This window comes from Sphingopyxis sp. NFH-91 (genome assembly GCF_021401285.1).
Classification (GTDB): domain Bacteria; phylum Pseudomonadota; class Alphaproteobacteria; order Sphingomonadales; family Sphingomonadaceae; genus Sphingopyxis; species Sphingopyxis terrae_A.
This window is the reverse complement of sequence record NZ_JACBGA010000001.1, coordinates 1-16,134: the sequence shown is the minus strand read 5'-3', so window position 1 is coordinate 16,134 and position 16,134 is coordinate 1. Positions and strand designations below refer to the sequence as shown.

The 16,134-nt window shown below is 63.8% G+C and carries 11 protein-coding genes; 9 read left to right on the top strand and 2 right to left on the bottom strand.

Features of this window, described 5'->3' with window-relative positions; translation table 11 throughout:
* Window positions 1–34 precede the first annotated feature (34 nt).
* Together L0963_RS00055 and L0963_RS00050 are read left to right on the top strand one after the other, a co-directional pair.
* Entirely contained in the window at window positions 35–649 is a 615-nt protein-coding gene (locus L0963_RS00055; RefSeq protein ID WP_062901532.1) for a TetR/AcrR family transcriptional regulator, read from the top strand.
* A gap of 79 nt (window positions 650–728) precedes the next feature.
* On the top strand, window positions 729–905 hold the full coding sequence (locus tag L0963_RS00050; RefSeq protein ID WP_186401581.1) for a hypothetical protein: 177 nt from the start codon (window positions 729–731) through the stop codon (window positions 903–905).
* Window positions 906–927: 22 nt separating this feature from the next.
* Here the strand turns inward: L0963_RS00050 and L0963_RS00045 are convergent, their stop codons facing one another.
* Window positions 928–1,632, bottom strand: coding sequence for a helix-turn-helix domain-containing protein (locus L0963_RS00045; protein ID WP_234178395.1), 705 nt, complete (start codon window positions 1,630–1,632; stop codon window positions 928–930).
* A 637-nt stretch (window positions 1,633–2,269) separates the two neighbouring features.
* Between L0963_RS00045 and L0963_RS00040 the strand changes: the two genes are divergently transcribed.
* The 6 genes from L0963_RS00040 to L0963_RS00015 all read left to right on the top strand — a co-directional run bounded on the left by L0963_RS00040 (window position 2,270) and on the right by L0963_RS00015 (window position 8,723).
* On the top strand, window positions 2,270–2,797 hold the full coding sequence (locus L0963_RS00040; RefSeq protein WP_234178394.1) for a hypothetical protein: 528 nt from the start codon (window positions 2,270–2,272) through the stop codon (window positions 2,795–2,797).
* A gap of 145 nt (window positions 2,798–2,942) precedes the next feature.
* On the top strand, window positions 2,943–3,698 hold the full coding sequence (locus L0963_RS00035) for a hypothetical protein (RefSeq protein WP_234178393.1): 756 nt from the start codon (window positions 2,943–2,945) through the stop codon (window positions 3,696–3,698).
* A gap of 100 nt (window positions 3,699–3,798) precedes the next feature.
* The gene (locus L0963_RS00030; RefSeq protein ID WP_234178392.1) at window positions 3,799–4,602 is read left to right on the top strand and encodes a fimbrial biogenesis chaperone; all 804 of its coding nucleotides are present in this window, start codon (window positions 3,799–3,801) and stop codon (window positions 4,600–4,602) included.
* A 77-nt stretch (window positions 4,603–4,679) separates the two neighbouring features.
* A complete protein-coding gene (locus L0963_RS00025; protein WP_234178391.1) occupies window positions 4,680–7,253 on the top strand; it encodes a hypothetical protein in 2,574 nt (857 codons plus the stop codon).
* Window positions 7,254–7,262: 9 nt separating this feature from the next.
* Complete coding sequence (locus L0963_RS00020; protein WP_062901526.1) at window positions 7,263–8,171, top strand: hypothetical protein; 909 nt, start codon at window positions 7,263–7,265, stop codon at window positions 8,169–8,171.
* 138 nt (window positions 8,172–8,309) lie between these two features.
* Entirely contained in the window at window positions 8,310–8,723 is a 414-nt protein-coding gene (locus L0963_RS00015) for a hypothetical protein (RefSeq protein WP_234178390.1), read from the top strand.
* A 1,083-nt stretch (window positions 8,724–9,806) separates the two neighbouring features.
* On the opposite strand, the gene L0963_RS00010 is transcribed toward L0963_RS00015, so the two are convergent.
* Window positions 9,807–15,467, bottom strand: a complete 5,661-nt coding sequence (locus L0963_RS00010) for an autotransporter outer membrane beta-barrel domain-containing protein (RefSeq protein ID WP_062901523.1) — start codon at window positions 15,465–15,467, stop codon at window positions 9,807–9,809.
* Window positions 15,468–15,766: 299 nt separating this feature from the next.
* Here L0963_RS00010 and L0963_RS00005 point away from each other — a divergent pair, with 299 nt between their 5' ends.
* Window positions 15,767–16,024 (top strand): hypothetical protein, encoded by a 258-nt coding sequence (locus L0963_RS00005; protein WP_062901522.1) that lies wholly within the window; start codon window positions 15,767–15,769, stop codon window positions 16,022–16,024.
* The last annotated feature ends 110 nt before the right edge of the window (window positions 16,025–16,134 follow it).

The window sequence follows — 16,134 nt, the reverse complement described above, 5'->3', positions numbered from 1 at the left end:
GTCAACGGAAATGATACCAGGCAGTACGGTTGTGATGGATGACGCCGCGACCGCGCGCCGCAAGGCGTTCGTCGATGCCGCGCGCGAACTCTTCTTTGCCAATGGCTATGCCGGCACCACCATGTCCTCGATCGCCAGCAAGGTCGGCGGCTCGAAAACCACGCTGTGGACCTATTTCCCGTCGAAGGAGGATCTGTTCGAAGCCGTGGTCGACGATATTGTCGAACGCTATGGCGACGCGCTGGCCATCGACCTGCCGCTCGACGAGCCGGTGCCCGACGTGCTGCGCCGGTTCGGCAATGTGCTGATGACCAAATTGACCGCGACGCCCCTACTGTCGCTGTTTCGCCTGGTCGTCGGCGAGGCCGAGCGTTTTCCGCACCTGTCTAAGACATTCTATGATCGCGGGCCGCGCAGGGGCAAGGCGCGCGCCGCCGACTGGGTGGCGGCGAAGATGGCGCGCGGCGAACTGCGCCCCGGCGATCCGATGCGCGCCGTCCAGCATTTTTCGGGCCTCTGCCAGTCGGGACTCTATCAGTTCGCGATCCTAGGCATGACCGACCCCGACGATGTCGAGCGGCTGCAGGCCGACGTCGAGGCCGCGGTCGAAACCTTCTATCGCGGCTGGCGCCCCGACACGGCAGCCTAGATCCATCCCTGTCCCAAAAGGCGACAGTTACGAGGGCGGTCGCTGCTGGCGCGGGCGGCGATCATGCTAACGAGGCGGCGTGGAACCGATTCGCGACGCCATTTATTACGAGCAACTCGCCCGGGTCGCGCGGCTTAAGGCCGACGCGAGCGACGACCCGTTTCTGGCGCGGCGGCTCCGCGAGGCGGCGATCCGCAACGAGCGGCTGGCGCGCCGGTTGCGCCGCGAGGAAGAGGGCGGGGCACCCGATGCGTAAGCCTGAGCCGCCCGCGGCAGCGTTACAGTTCGATCATGATCCGCACGCTGTCGGCATCGACACCCGCGGCGAGCGCGATGCGGCGGCGTGCCGCGGCAATTTCCATTTTCAGCATGTCGCTCTCGGCATCCGCCTCGGCACGCGCCGAGGCGCGCAGGCCGACCATCGCGGCGACACCGCTCAGCTGCTGCTCGGGAACGTCGAGCGCACGCGCCAGCGCGAGCAGGCTCGTGCGGCGCGGCGCGGTGGTGCCATTTTCCCACGCCCAGATACTCGGCTTGCTGAGACCGGCCGCCTGGGCGAGCCCCGCGAGGCTCAGCCCGCGCGCCTGCCGCAGCCGCCGCAGCCGCGCGCCGAGCGTCTCCTCAGCATCGGCAGCGGCGTCGGCTTCAGCCCGGTCGGCGGGATCGAAATCGGAGGGGAGCGGATTGCGCAGCCGCGCCGCGCTGAGCGCCGCGCGCGACAGCGGCTGGCGAAAGCGGCAGCCATAGAGCCGCTCGCTCTGCCAAACGACCGCGGCGACGACGTCGCCGGCCTCGGGCAAGGCGATCGTTATATCCTGTCCCATCGTAAGATCGGCGGCGGTTTCGATCAGCACGCCGCTGACCGACAGATTGTGGACGATAACCTCCGTGCCCTGACCGGGCGCCACCGCGCCCGCCACCGCAAGATTGAGACGCAGGCGATCCGCCCGTTGCTGCCCTTCGCCCGCGGGGGGCTCAACCATCGTTCCGTGAATGACCATAGGCGGCTGCTTGTCGCAGCGCAGGGTAAGCGAGGGGTTAATGCGCACGCTCGTCTCATCCGATTCGTGCGGCAACTGGGGCGAGCCGGGGACGCAGGCGAAGGGGCCGGCGGACGGTCTCGCGGGACTTCGGGGCGCGGATGCACGCCGGGGCAGGCTGGACATGGCGACTTTCTGTTCTTGCACCCCGCAAACCGGAATGGCGACCGACAGAAACGGCCGAAAGCCGCGCTTTGTTGCCGCGACTCACCGCACGCTTGCCCCGCCGCGGCGCAGAAGAGCACCGATACGGCGTCAAATGTCGTTCACTTTTTCGTTAAGAAGTTAACCGCCGCTGTTTCATATCAGGACGGCCGCAAAGGTGATCCGCAGAGCCGATTTTCGGATTAACCCTCGAAATCCCCGCAAATCCGGTAATTCTCAATCCTTCCAATGGCATCGGCAATGTCGAATCTTGCCAAGATGCCATTTTGAGGGTTCACATCTAACTGAACCATCGTATTAAATCCCTCTTAACGGAAAGGGGGGTTAGTCGGGTCGCGACTTCCCCGGGCATCCAGTGCCCGAGACCGCCAATGAGCCGGTCGAAAGCCGTTCTAGGTTTTTTGAGGGGAGAGCCATGCGTCCGCTGCTTATCGCGCTTGCTGCGTTCGCATTCGCTTCGCCCGCCTTCGCGGGCGAAATCGAGAACGCCCGGTCGATCGACATCGCGGTCAGCGGGTCGATTCGCGAACATTGCGGCATCGGCAGCATCGGCGACATGGACTTCGGCAATCTCGAACGCCGCGGGCTGGGCATCCAGACGCGCGTCGCCTTTGACTGCAACGTCCCCTTTACGATGACGATCAAGGGCGCCAGCGGCGCACTGACGCACTCCACCATGCCGAACGGCCAGGGCCCCTATGGCGGGAAGCTGCCTTATAATCTGGCGGTGCAGATGCCGGTGCGGTTCCCGTCGTCGCAGACGATCAGCAAAAGTTTCAGCAGCGCCCAGCTTCAGGCCGGCGGCGTGATTTCCAGCAACGGCGGCATCGCCACCGACGGCATGACGCTGGCGGTCGAACTGGGTCAGCCTACGGGTGAGGCCGGGATGCTGCTGGCAGGCGAATATTCGGAGACGATCACGATCACCGTGTCTCCAATCTGACGAAATTCCTTCGCGAGGGGCGACTTCGCGGACGGATCAGGCCCTTGGGGTGGCACCGACCCCCTGGGTTCTCCGACCAGCCGGTGCATATGAACAGCCGCCTCCCCGCGACGGGGGCGCGGTTCAAAAATGAGGGAAGAAGGTTATGAAAAAGATTCTTACCGGCGCCGTTGCCGCCATCGCTCTTGTCGGCATCGCTTCGCCGGCCGCTGCGCAGACCAATCAGCGTCACTATAACATTGCTGGTATCCAACTCACCAACCCCACCGGGTTCGGTGGCGCTATCGCGCAGGGTCTTGCCGAGTTTGCAATCGCTGGTGGCGTCGGCACCCGTTACACGGCCGTCGCCGATGCGCCGAGCGACAGCGAAAGCGCGACCCCGACCGTCACCACGACGTTCAACCTCACGGGTTCGGTGAACAAGGACTGCTCGTTCTATGCCGGCAACAACTCGAACGCTACGAACATCGACTTCGGCGTGATCGGCGTCCGCACCGGCAACAACGAAAACGTCAACTCGGCCTTCGAAATGGTCGGCCCGGCGTTCGCCAACATCGAAACGCTGACCGCTGGTTGCAACTTCAACAACGAAGTTTCGATCACGAAGAACAACGTCAACGGTCTCGTGAACAGCGCTGCCGGCGGCTATGACACCGACGAATTCCAGGCGAACATCCCGTACAGCGTCACGGCTGCCTGGACCGGCGTTTCGGTGAACACCGTCACCAGCGGCACGGGCCAGTCGCTCGCCGTTTCGACGTCGCAGCTCGGCAACACCATCCAGCAGGGTGCGTGGCGTTCGAACATGACGATCAACTTCAACGCCCCGGCGATCACGAACAAGGGTCTGGTCGCCGGCAACTACGCGGGTTCGACCACGCTGGTCCTCAGCGCGCTCTAAGCTCGTGGCGTAACCACAGGGAAAGGGGGAAGAGCAATCTTTCCCCTTTCTTCATGAATTAATGCAATTATTCCGGGAAATGCAGGGGGGAAGGGGAATCATGGCTATCTTGTCCGTGCTGAAGCGCCAGTCGAAGGCGCTGCTGGCGGCGATTGCCGCGCTGTTCATTCTTGTCCCCGCGGCATACGCCATGCGCGTTTCGCCGATGGTCGTCGAAATGGAATCGAACGGCAGCAACACCGTCGCCCGTGTCGAAGTCCAGAATATCAACGCCGGCAAGCTCGCTTTCCAGACGCGCGTCTTTCGCATGGAAATCGACAAGGACGGCAAGATTACCGAAACGCCGGCCGACGACAAATTCCTTGTCTTCCCGCCGCAGGGCGCGCTGCCCCCCGGCGGACGCCAAGTGATCCGCCTGCAATGGGTGGGCGACCCCGAAATTCCGACGTCGCAGGCTTATTATGTCTCTGTCGAACAGCTTCCCGTGCCGTTCGAGCCCGGGAGCAAGGACGCTGCCTCGGCGCAGGTGCAGGTGCTCTATACGATGCGCGCACTCGTCGTTGTCGCCCCGCCGGGTGCCAAGCCTGACGTCAAGGCAGCATCGGCGCACCAGGTCAATTACCAGCCGCCCGCGCTGCCCGGCGCGACCGAACAACCGCCGCTGCAGGACGGGGTCGCGGTAACGCTGCGCAACGACGGCCGCCGCCATGCAATGATGGCAAATTTTGCTTGGCACCTCGAGGGCACCGACCGCGACGGCAAATTCCTGCGCGTCGATGTGTCGCCCGAAGAATTGGCACGCGTCGTCGGCACCGGCTATGTCCCGGCGCAGGGCGAGCGCACCTTCAACCTGCCGGTCCCGGGCTTCGGCCCCGGCCCGATCAAGCTGACCTTCGCAAAATGAGGCTGCGGGCGGCCGTCTGCTCGGTCGCTTTGCCGGCCCTTTGGGCCAGCACCGCCGCCGCGCAGGTTTCTATTCCCTTGCCCCAGCGGCCGGGGACAGTTCAACCGACGCCTGCGCCGGCACCAGCGCAGAGTCCGCCGCCGACCAGCATCCCGCTGCCCGGCACGCCGACGCCTGCCCCGACGCCGACCGAGCCCGATCTCGGAATGCCGCAGGTGCCGATGGGCCCCTACGGCCGGCCCGACATCAATCCCTACGACCGCGACATCGAAATGACGGTGCCGCTGACCTTTCTCAGCCGCAGCCTCGGCGACATTCCGATGCGGCTGACCGCAGACGACCGCTTCCAGCTCGACACTGAAACCTTCCTCAAGCTGCTGAAACCCATCCTCAATGACGAGGCGCACGCCAAGCTGGCCGCGCATCTGGCGGGCAAGACGCAATTCGGCCCCGACGACCTTGCCGAAACCGGCGTCGCGCTGACTTATGACCCCAGCACGCTCGCGGTGGTGGTCGTTCAGGTATCGGCAGATCAGCGATCGACGGTTGACCTCTTCGCGGCGCCCAAGGAAGATATGGACGATATCTCGCTGCAACCGGCGGGATTTTCGGCCTATCTCAACCTCAACCTCATCCAGTCCTACCTCTGGGAAGGCAGCAACAACACCGATCCGCCGACGATCAATTTCGACGGTGCGATGCGCGTCGGTGACTTCGTCTTCGAAGGCGATGCGCAGATCGGCCAGCAGATCAGCCTGTCGGGGGGCGACAGCTATAAATTCCACCGCAACTATGCGCGCCTCGTCTATGACCAGCCCGAGGATTATCGCCGCTGGTTCATCGGCGATCTCGACCCCGAAATTCGCGGGCAACAGGCCTATGTCCAGATGGGCGGCGTCGGCGTGCTGCGTCAGCAGCGGCGCTTCAACGCCTTTCGCTCGGCGATTCTCCAGGCAAACCGCCAACTGATCCTGCAGCGCGAATCGACCGTCCGCTTCCTGCGCAACGGCTCGCTCTATCGCGAATTGCGCTTGCAGCCGGGCCGCTATGACTTCAGCTCGCTGCCGCTCGTCGCGGGCAGCAACGACATCCAGATCCAGGTCACCGATAATACGGGCGCGGTCCAGGATCTGTCGTATCAGCAATATCTCGACCCGATCGACCTCGACCCGGGCGATTATGAATATGGCGCCTTCCTGGGGCCGACGAGCAGAAACTTCGGCTATGCCCCCGATTATAAGGGTCCGGTCGCCTTTACCGGCTTTTTCCGCAAGGCGTTCGTCAACGCCCCCGCCATCGGCGTCGGCCTGCAGGCGAGCAAGGATGTCCAGACGCTGACCGGCCAGACGCAGTTCGTGCTCGGCAACGGTGGCCGCCTGCTGCTCGATGCGGCGGGCAGCCATTCGAAGGATGTCGGCACCGGCTTTGCCGCGGGCGTCAGCTACGAACATTTCTTCGATCGCGGCGGCCTGTCCGACAGCATGACGCTGCGCGTCGATTACACGTCGCCGCATTTCGCAACGCTCGGCAACCTCCTTGGCATCAACACGACTTCGGTGACCGCGTCGGCGCAATATACGCACCAGTTCAGCCAGAAATTCCTGACGACCTCGACCGCATCCTACATCAAGGGGCGCGGCACATTGGGCGACAGCTATCGCATCGGCACCACTGGCTATTACCGATTCGATCGCGAATGGACGTTCCGCGCCGGCGTTGAATATGCGAAATATCCGGCCTCCTTTTCGCGCAACAATGGCTTCAGTGTCGTCGCCGGCCTGGTCTTCCAGCCCGATTATCGCCGCCGCGCCGAAGCGCGCTACGAAAGCCGCGACAATCTGGCCGAGCTTTCCTACAATCAGAGCGGCCTCAACCAGCTCAATAGCGTCGGCTTCGGCGGCGTCCTGACGCGCCAAGACAATTCCGCGCAGGCCGCCGGCTATGCGACCTATACGGCCAACCGCTTCGACGCCGCGATCAGCCACGCCGCCTTCGGCCCGAACATTTCGAACTTCGCCAACGTCAATGTGACGACGCTGCGCGTCGGCACGACGCTGGCCTATGCCGACGGCATGTTCGGCATCGGGCGCCGCATCAACGACAGCTTCATGCTGCTCAAGGCGCATGAAAATCTGGGCAAGCGCGACGTGGTCGTCGGCCAGTCGCTCGCGCAGAACGACTATATCGCGCGGAGCGGTTCGCTCGGTGCGGCGGTGCATAATTTCCTCGGCTCCTACACCACCCAGTCGGTGCAGTATGACGTCCAGGACCCGCCGCCGGGATATGACACCGGCCCGGGCGTGTTCCGCGTCCATCCGCCTTACAAAAGCGGCTATGCTGCGCGCATCGGCACCGACGCCTTTGCGAGCGCGATCGGCACGCTGATGCTCACCCCCGAAAAGCCGGTGTCGCTGGTCGGCGGGCGCGTGACGCTGCTCGACGTCAAGGAAGGCGACAATCCGCAGCCGACGCCCTTCTTCACCAACTCGGTCGGGCGCTTTGCGGTATCGAACCTGCTGCCCGGCCGCCGCTATCTTGTCGAAACCTATGGTCCCAACGGCACGGTCGACAGGGCATTCGAATTTACCGTTCCGGCCGATACGACCGGTCTCGTCAATCTCGGTACCGTGAAGTCGGGCTCGTTCAAATAGGAGGCTTCCATGCTTCGCGCATCGCTTTTGCTCGCCGCCACGCTGATGGCCGCTCCCGCCTTTGCCCAGTCGGCCAATTCGGCGCGTCCGACCGATTGCATGGTGCGGATGAACGCCGCGCCGACGAGCTGGATGATCTCCGGCTACGATCCCTATGGCGGCTCGCTGCCCGAAGGGACGTTCAGCGTCACCTATATCAATGACGGCGGGTCCGAATGCCGCTTTGCGCCGCTGTTCGACCTGTCGCAGCCGCCGTTCGGCCTGTCGAAGGGGACGGGCAAGCGCATCGGCTATGCGCTCGTCAACCTCACCGATTCGCAGGATGTGACGCCGCGCGCCGGCCGCTCGCTGCGCACGCCTTCGCAGCGCGAGCTGGTGCTGGCCCCCAATGAATCGAAGACGCTTCTCTACAAGCTCGTCGCCAATCCCGAAGACGTCCGCGATTCGGGCACCTTCACCCAGGACGTCAGCATCGAGGCGCAGGACCGCAGCTTCCGGTCGCTCGGCGGGACGCAGGTCGTTCTCGGCCTCGAGGTGCTGCCGTCGGCGCGCATGGGCCTGTCGGGCGCCTATTCGATGAGCGACGGCCACGCCGTCGTCGACCTGGGCGATCTGCGTACCGGGGTGGCGCCCGTGCCGCTGCAGCTGCGCGTCAGCAGCACCGGTCAATATGATCTGCAGGTGACCTCGGCCAATTCGGGCAAGCTGCGCCTCGGCGCCAGCGACTGGACGGTGCCCTATACAATCGCCGTGGGCGGAACCGCGGTGAATCTGGCCGGCACCAGCCGCCTGTCGGGGCCGACCGGCAATGGCTACCGCCGCGATTCGCTGCCGATCCAGTTCATCATTGGCGATGTCAGCGATCGCCGCGCCGGGACCTACAGCGACGTGATCTCGATCTCCGTCACCGCGCGCTAAGCACTTAAATTTCCGATCTTCATGCGCAGAAAGCGCCGGTTCCCGGCGCCTCTTCGCGTCGGCACTTAACTGAATATTAGATGTGCGCGGCTAATCACCATCCAACACGTCGGCCAATTCGGGCGGAAAGGGTGGCGAATGAAACGGAAACTTTGGATTGCTCTCGCGGGCGCCGCGCTCGTGGCAGTACCGACGACGGCGCTGGCCGCCTCGTACGGCTTTAACCTGTTTGCGACGGTGGCGGTCAATTGCACCGTCAATCATCAACTGACCGGCTTCGGCGCGATCGAGGGCGACGCGGTGTCGCTCGGCTCGTTCCGCGAATATTGCAACGCGCCCACGGGTTATGAGCTGATCGTCAGCTATGCACCGGGCACTCTCGTCGGGACGCGCATCATCGCCGGCAGCGACGAAATCCTGCTCAACGGTTCAGGCCAGGCAGTGCTGAGCCGCGCAACCGGCCCGCGAATCCGCGAACGGCCGATCGCCGCGGTTCCGGGCGAGAACGGCTTCGATTCGGACCATCTGGACCTCCAGATCATCCCGAGTTGATCGCGGCGGCGATACGGAAATACGAAGGGGGCCGGTGCAAACCGGCCCCTTTTCTTTTGTCGTCGAGCCTCACCGATCGGCTTTGGCGCATGCGAAGGCGATCGTCGACGCCTTCGCCGGCATCGAGGCAGTAATCGAACCCGCTCCAGATAAGACAGTCGCGGTCCCATTCGAGCCACCAATCCCGGCGGCCGGCCACTGCCTTTCGGTATCCGTGCGGCCGCTCATGAAAAGCGGGTCTCGCAAAGCCAAATGCAGGACAAGTTACATCTCTGTTCGGACGGATATCGCCTACGCCGGGTCGATCAGGGAATGACCATCACAAGCCGCCGCACCGACGATCTCGGAGCCTTCTCCGATGCGAATATAAAACCGCTCGCGCCGCTCGATGCGGATGTCGGACGACGCCAACTTTAGACGCAAGAATTGCCGAAGATAGTCCGGACCGCGCGAGAGCGCGGCCCGGTGGAAAGCACTCAAACCCTTATCGTTTTGAAGCTCGCCGGGAATACCCCGATGTCCACCGCCCGGTTCCCTGGCGACACGATATTTTTGCCTGAAGGCATGAGGTTATGGCAATGCCAGCGTGAAACCGGGCCTTTAGCGCAGGTTTCGACCACCAATGGCCAAGCTGGTTCCAGTCATCATATTGCCCGGTTCTAGCGAGCCAACGGCGGGTTCTGGCATCATTGATGGAGCAGCTGAACGACCGAAATCGGGAGCGTTGCCGTCCCGCTGCTATTCGGCTCGAGTTGGAGATTTGCGGCCAGGCGGCTTTGAGCGCTGCACAGAAACCGCTTCGCCGTCATGGCGACCGGATCCGCCGGTAGGATTTGTCCAGCGTAACGGCTCGCCGGCGACATGCTGTTTCGCGCTAGGCGGCACCAGACCCAGCTCCTTTCAACAAAGAAAGGGCTCGCCCGAGGGCGAGCCCTTTCGGATTCCCGACAATCACTGCCGTGAACCCATTCTCCGCTCGGGGTCGCGACGAGCTTCGAATATCGTCTATTGTCAATCGGGGCCGGAGCATTTTGACCCTGCTCCGGCCCCAGCTGCATGTTGCCTTTGATCGGGGTAGAATGATCAGAAGGCGATCCGCGCGGTCACGCGTGCGCCATGGGTGTTGCGATCGCCGGCCAGCGTGCCGCTATAGGCGGCGCCGATCCGGAAATTGCCCGCGCTGTAATCGAAGCCCGCTTCGATCTCGGCCGAATTCTTCGGGATCGGCGTGCCGATCAGGGCGAAGCTGCCGCCCCCGGTGGTGAAGGCCGCGGCCACCGGCGCACCGCGGTCGCCCGAAGCCCGGTTCCACGCGGCCGACACATAGGGCTGGAAGCCCTCACCGATGTTGAACCGTGCGCGGCCGCCCAGGCTGACGAAGGTCGTTTCCTGCTTCGCCGCCGCGATCGAAAGCGCGGCATTGCCGCCGGCTTCGGCAAAGGCGTCGCTCTTGGTGCGGACATGGGCGAGACGGAAGAAGGGCGTCAGTGCAAGGTTGCCCATCCGCACGTCATAACCAAGTTCGCCGAAGATCTGCATCGTGTCCGCATCGCGCTTCGACGTCAGCGTCTGCGCCAGCGTCGCGACGCTGATCGAACGACTGGTGTCGATATCGTGCCAACCATAGGCAAGGCCGGCGGCGGCGCGAGCGCCCTCACCCGTGCCATAGCTGACATGCGCGGCCAGATATTTGCTGTCCGCCTGTGCATGGTCGTTGCGGCCGCCGAGACGGAAATCGCTGTCGCCGATCCCTGCTGAGATTGCCGCCGCGAAGCCGTTGCCGCCATAGCCGAAGCCGGTAACGAAGCCCTTGTGGTCGGTATCCATGCCAAAGCGTCCACCCTTGGCATCGAAATCGCCCCAGCCGCCGAAGGCCGAACCCCAGAGGAAGAGGCCGGCCTCGGCCGGACCCGACATGCTGTACAACGCATTGCGCAGGTGCCGGCTATCGTCGGTCAGCCCGCTGAGCGTGCTGGCAAGAATTTCACCTGAGAGATCACCAAAGGCGGCCTGCGCGCCGGCGGCATTCTGGTTGACCACCGCTTCGAACAGCGGATCGTCGATGCCGCGCGACTGGACCGCCGCGGCAACGCTGGCCTGGTTGAAGCCGATCGCCACGTCGGCGAAATCGACGTCGTTTCGATAGAGCGACAGCGTCACCGAATTGGCGCCGTAACGCAGCAGCGGATCGAGGAAGGCCAGGTCGCTGGTCACCGAACCGAAGGTGCCGTCGATCCCGCCCGCACCCGTCAGGATCACATAGTCGGTGCGGCCGTTATAGTCGCCGTCCTCTGCAAGCACGGCCACGCTCGCATCGCTGTCGATGGTGACGAGGCCCGTCGCATCGACGCGGTCACCCGCACCCGCGGCATTGACCTCCACCTCATAGACCGAACCGGCTGCGAAATTGAGATCGCCGTTGACGGTAAGGCGCCCGATCGAATTGCCCGGCGTCAACTTGCCGTCGCCATTGATCGTCGTCGTGCCGACGCTGCCGTTGCCGCCCAGCGCGCCGCCCGCATTGACGGTGACGTCGGAGACGATCGAACCGTTGACGGCAAGCTTGCCGCCATCGACGGTCGTCGGGCCGGTATAATCGCTGTCGCCCGACAGGTTGAGCGTGCCGTCGCCCGATTTGACGAAGCCGCCGCTTCCCGAAATGGTGCCGGCAAATTCGCTGTTGTCGTCCTGATCGACGGTCAGTTGATTGTCGCCGAGTACGACTTGGGCGCCGCTCTCGCCAGCAAGGCCGCCGATCGTCTGGTCCTTTCCGGTGATGTCGAGCGACCCGCCTTCACCCAGATTGAAGTCGGTACCGGGGTCGATCGTCCCGCCGATCCGCACCGCGCCTCCGAAGATGTTGGTCACGCCCTGGAAGCCATAGTCACCCATGAAGGTCAGCGTGCCATCACCCAGCTTGTCGAGCGTACCGCTACCCGAAAAGGCGCCGAGGAAGTCGTAGTCGTCCGAACGGTTGAAAACGAAACGCCCGTCGTTGACGATGTCGCCCGCGAAGCTGCCTTCGGTGCCGCCCGCGCCGAGTTCGAAAAAGCCGTCGCCCTCGGTCTTCACATCGCCCTGAAGCAGGCCGGTGAGGACAAGGCCGCCGTTCGACACGATCGTCCCGCCGGTGTGCGCCACCGTATCGGTATCGACGGTAAAGACCGCATCGCCGATCAACTGCAGCTTGCCGCTGCCGCTGATCGTCAGTTCGTCAAGGTTCGAGACGGTCTCATCGTCGCCGAAGTTGAGCACGAGCAAGCCGTTGGTCGTCACCGCCGGGGTAAGGATGGGCGATTCCGCGCCGTCTTCGCCAACCACTTCATTGACCTGCAACGCAGCGCCTTCATCGATCACGACGTTGCCGAATTCGCCGACCATGCCGCTGGTCGACCAATAGCCCGCGGCGACCGTCAGCGCTTCAAAACCCGATACCGCAGTCAGTTGCTGCGCCTCGGTCAGTTCAAGGATGTCGCCATCGAGCACCAGATTGTCTTCGCCCGCCCCGGCATCGATCAGGCCATCGACGGCGCTCCCGGTGTTCAGCGTCACCACATCGTCATACGCATCGAGCTGGATTGCGACGCCATTTCCGCCGCTCAGCGTGCCCGCATTGGTGACGTTCGACTGGACATGGGCAATGATCGGCGCGCCATCGGTGCTGGTGATCGTCCCGCTGTTGATGAAATTGCCGAGCAGGCCGGGCGTATCGGCAAGGTCGCTCTGAATGAGGACGCCGCCGGTGGTGCCGGTGATCGTGCCCGCATTGTCGACGGTGCCGCCGCCCGACAGGATGATACCGAACCGGTCGCCACCGATCGTTCCGCTCGCGCTGTTGACGACATTGGCCGCAAAGCTCTCGCCATCCTGTCCGTCATAGGCGTACATCGACACGCCATCGGCAAAGGAAGCCCCCGCACCGGTAATGGTGCCGCTGTTGGTTACGGTGCCGCCGCCGATCAGACGGACGCCATCGTTCGATTCGCCGCTGATCGTGCCGCTGTTCTCGACCGTGGTTCCGATCGCGATGCCGACCAGATCGCCAATATCGTCATCGAATTGATAGGCGGTGGTGATCCCTGCGCCCGCGCCCGAGATGGTGCCGCTGTTCTTCACGCTCGACGCTGCGGTCGTGATCGTGATCCCGGCGTCGGGCGCGGCGGCGAAGCCGTCGTAGCTGCCGTTGCCGCGGATCGTCCCGGCATTGTCCACCGCGAGCGTCCCGGTCGCATTGGAATAGATGCCCGACGTCGCGCCCTCGATCGTTCCGCCTTCCAGATTGGTAACGATGGCGTCGGCACGCGATCCTTGCGAAACCGCGGCACCGAAGTCGCTGAGGATCGTGCCGCTGTTTTCGAGCGTGGCGCTCGACATGTCGCTGCCAAAGCCCACGCCATAGCCGTCGCCGCCGCTGCCGCCCAGGTCTCCCGTGCCGTGGATCAGCCCGCTGTTGACGACGCTGGCCGTCAGCCCGCTGCGATCCTCGCCCGGCGCGCTGTTGAGTGCGGTCCCCTGGATGAACATGCCGCCGACGACGCCGACGATCTCGCCCGCGTTATCGACCGAACCGCCGCCCGACAGGATGATGCCGAAGCGCTGCCCGGCGATCGAGCCGCCGTCCTGATTGGTCACGCTAGCCGCATAATCCTCGTTCGCCTGGTCGGCATAGCCATACATCGAGACGCCGTCGGCGTCGACGCGGCCGGCGCCGCTGATCGTGCCCGAATTGGTCACGCTGCCGCCGCCGATCAGGCGGACGCCGTCGTTGCTCTCGCCTGCGATCGTGCCGCTGTTGACGATCTCGGTATCGATCGCGCGACCCTCAAGCTGTCCGGTTTCGGGGTTGAAATAATAGGCCGTGGTGATACCGGCGCCGGCGCCCGAGATGGTGCCGCTGTTGTCGATCGTCGATGGAGCCCCCGCGAGGGTGACGCCGGCATGGGGCGACGCGTCGAAGCCGTCGTAATTGCCATTGCCGCGGATCGTACCCGCGTTGACCAGATCAATGCCTCCTTCGTCGTCGTGGACGCCGATCGTTGCACCCTCGATCACTCCGTCTTCGGAATTGACTATCGAGAGGCGGCCGTACGAGCCGTTGGCGACAGCATAACCCGTCGTCCCCACGAGACTGCCGCTGTTAACGAGTTCGGACGATTCGAGGTTGCCGCCGAAGGTGATGGCATTGCCACCCGAAATCGTCCCGCTGTTCGTCACCGACGCGGTTTTGCCCGTTTCCTCCACGGTATTAGTCTGAATATAGAGGCCGCCCGTATTGCCGTTGATCAGCCCTTCATTCTCGACGACGCCCCCGCCCGAAATGATCGCGCCGAAGCGATCGCCCCGGATCGTGCCGTCCTCGCTATTCGCGATCGTACCGATGGCCGTGACCCCCGACAGATCCTGCCCGGCAAAACTGAACATCGACACGCCGTCGGCGAGCGTCGAGGGCGTGCTGGCGACGCCTTCGATCGTGCCGCTGTTGGTGACGCTGCCGCCACCGATCAGGCGGACACCATCGTCGGTCTCGCCGCGGATAAGCCCGCTGTTGGTTACCGCGGTATTGACGGCATCATGCACCGACACGCCCGGCGCGGTCTGAAGCGCGTTCGTCGTAATTCCAAAGGTCTTGCCGCTGATCGTGCCGCTGTTGTTGATGACGGCATCGGCGCTCTGGATGTTGACGCCGATCTGGCTCTGGCTCTGGATCAGCCCGACGTTGGTGAGGGTCAGCGTACTGGTTCCGGCCGTAACCGCATTGCCCCCGGCCAGAATCTGGCCGTCCTCGGTATTGTCGATGACAAGCGCCCCGGCCGATGAGCCCAGGATACCCAGTACCTGTCCGTTGATGGTGCCGCTGTTTTCGATCGTTACGGTTTCGAGCGACCCCGTCGCGACGATGCCAAGGAAACCCTGCACCAGACCCGTGTTGGTCAACGTCGCGCTGCGGCCTTCCTGGGCCGGCGTCGCTCCCATCACGATGGCGATCGGCGTCTGGGCACCCGGAATGGCCGGATTAAACTGCCCCGTGGTGCGGATGATGCCGCTGTTTTCGATCGTTCCGCCGCCCGACAGGACCACCCCGAACGTCTGCCCCTCGATCACGCCGTCGCTGTTGTTGACGATCGATCCGACGCCCGCAACCCCCTCGGCGATCCGGTCGGGAAATTCGGCGATCGCGACGCCGATGCCGTTGATCCCGCTGCCCGGCGCGCCATTGGCGCCGCGGATGGTGCCATCGTTGGTGACGCTGCCGCCGCCGACGAGCGACACGCCCGCTCCGCCTTCCCCGCTAATCAGACCGCTGTTGACGACGACCGTGTCGGCGGCGAGCGCCGCCGGCGGCAGATTGTCGCCATTTTCATCCTCGCTGAAGAAATAGGACGTGGCGATCCCGTTTGCCGCACCGCTGATCGTCCCGCCGTTGGTGATCGACGCCCCCGGCTGCGCGATGACGATGCCACCGGCTGGCCGGCTGTTCAGCCCCGCAGGCGAAAAGCCGTTGCCGCGGATCGTCCCGGCATTGTCGACGATGACTGTGCCATTATCCGCGTAGATACCGATGTCGTTACCAACGATTTCCTCGTCCTCGCCGACATTGATCTCGACCGTCCCGGGTTGGTCCACATGTACGCCGAAAGCGGGGGTCTGTTCCTGCGCATGGGCGGCAGCGCCCAGTTGCAGGATCGAAAGTCCGGCGATCGCGCTCGTCGCGAGCAGGCGCGATTTTGAATTATTCGATATCATCTGGAATTCCCCTTGGTTCACCATAGTGCGCGAAGGGGTGCCGGCGGACGCGCAGCGTCACCGTGTATAACCCTCCACCATGTTCATGCGCCCCGCATGGCCGAATGACGCCTCGCCTTCGACCTTTACGAGGCCAGCTAGGGGACCGCGGGAGCGAGCGTCTACCCAATGTTTTTTAGGGTCGCCGGTTTCGTGAGGGACGTTCGTCTTGCCAGGCTCGGAAAACCGCGGCGACACGCCACCATATTGATTTCAATGAAATTTGACTTTGACTTAACAGATGGCGACGAACGTCAATCATGCCACACCGATTTCGCGCCATCCTCCACCTGCTCGCGCTGCTTGCCGCTTTCGGGTTTACCGAAGCGCGCGCAGCCGAGCTCCCGCTTCTCGATTTGCAGGCGGAAAAGGACGCGCCATCGCTCACCCCATATGTCCGCTATGCCAGGAATCTCGGCGATCCGGCGGCAATCGGCCTTGACCGTCTGCTCGGCTCGCCGCTCGTGCCGATCCGCGGACAGGCGACCCATTTCGGCCCGCCGGGAACTAGGCCGTGAACCCATAAAACGTTGGCGTTGGGGCTCGGCTGTGCCACCCTGCATTTATGGATGAGCAGCACGATCCCAGCTTGATGGGTATGACGGTCAATGAGCGGCTATTTCATGGT

Bases quoted from the DNA above. Each gene is read 5' to 3' on its own strand.
- L0963_RS00045 (WP_234178395.1), bottom strand. From the start codon at position 1,632: ATGGTTGAGCCCCCCGCGGGCGAAGGGCAGCAACGGGCGGATCGCCTG.
- L0963_RS00005 (WP_062901522.1), top strand. From the start codon at position 15,767: ATGCCACACCGATTTCGCGCCATCCTCCACCTGCTCGCGCTGCTTGCC.
- L0963_RS00010 (WP_062901523.1), bottom strand. From the start codon at position 15,467: ATGATATCGAATAATTCAAAATCGCGCCTGCTCGCGACGAGCGCGATC.
- L0963_RS00035 (WP_234178393.1), top strand. From the start codon at position 2,943: ATGAAAAAGATTCTTACCGGCGCCGTTGCCGCCATCGCTCTTGTCGGC.
- L0963_RS00055 (WP_062901532.1), top strand. From the start codon at position 35: ATGGATGACGCCGCGACCGCGCGCCGCAAGGCGTTCGTCGATGCCGCG.
- L0963_RS00015 (WP_234178390.1), top strand. From the start codon at position 8,310: ATGAAACGGAAACTTTGGATTGCTCTCGCGGGCGCCGCGCTCGTGGCA.
- L0963_RS00020 (WP_062901526.1), top strand. From the start codon at position 7,263: ATGCTTCGCGCATCGCTTTTGCTCGCCGCCACGCTGATGGCCGCTCCC.
- L0963_RS00040 (WP_234178394.1), top strand. From the start codon at position 2,270: ATGCGTCCGCTGCTTATCGCGCTTGCTGCGTTCGCATTCGCTTCGCCC.
- L0963_RS00030 (WP_234178392.1), top strand. From the start codon at position 3,799: ATGGCTATCTTGTCCGTGCTGAAGCGCCAGTCGAAGGCGCTGCTGGCG.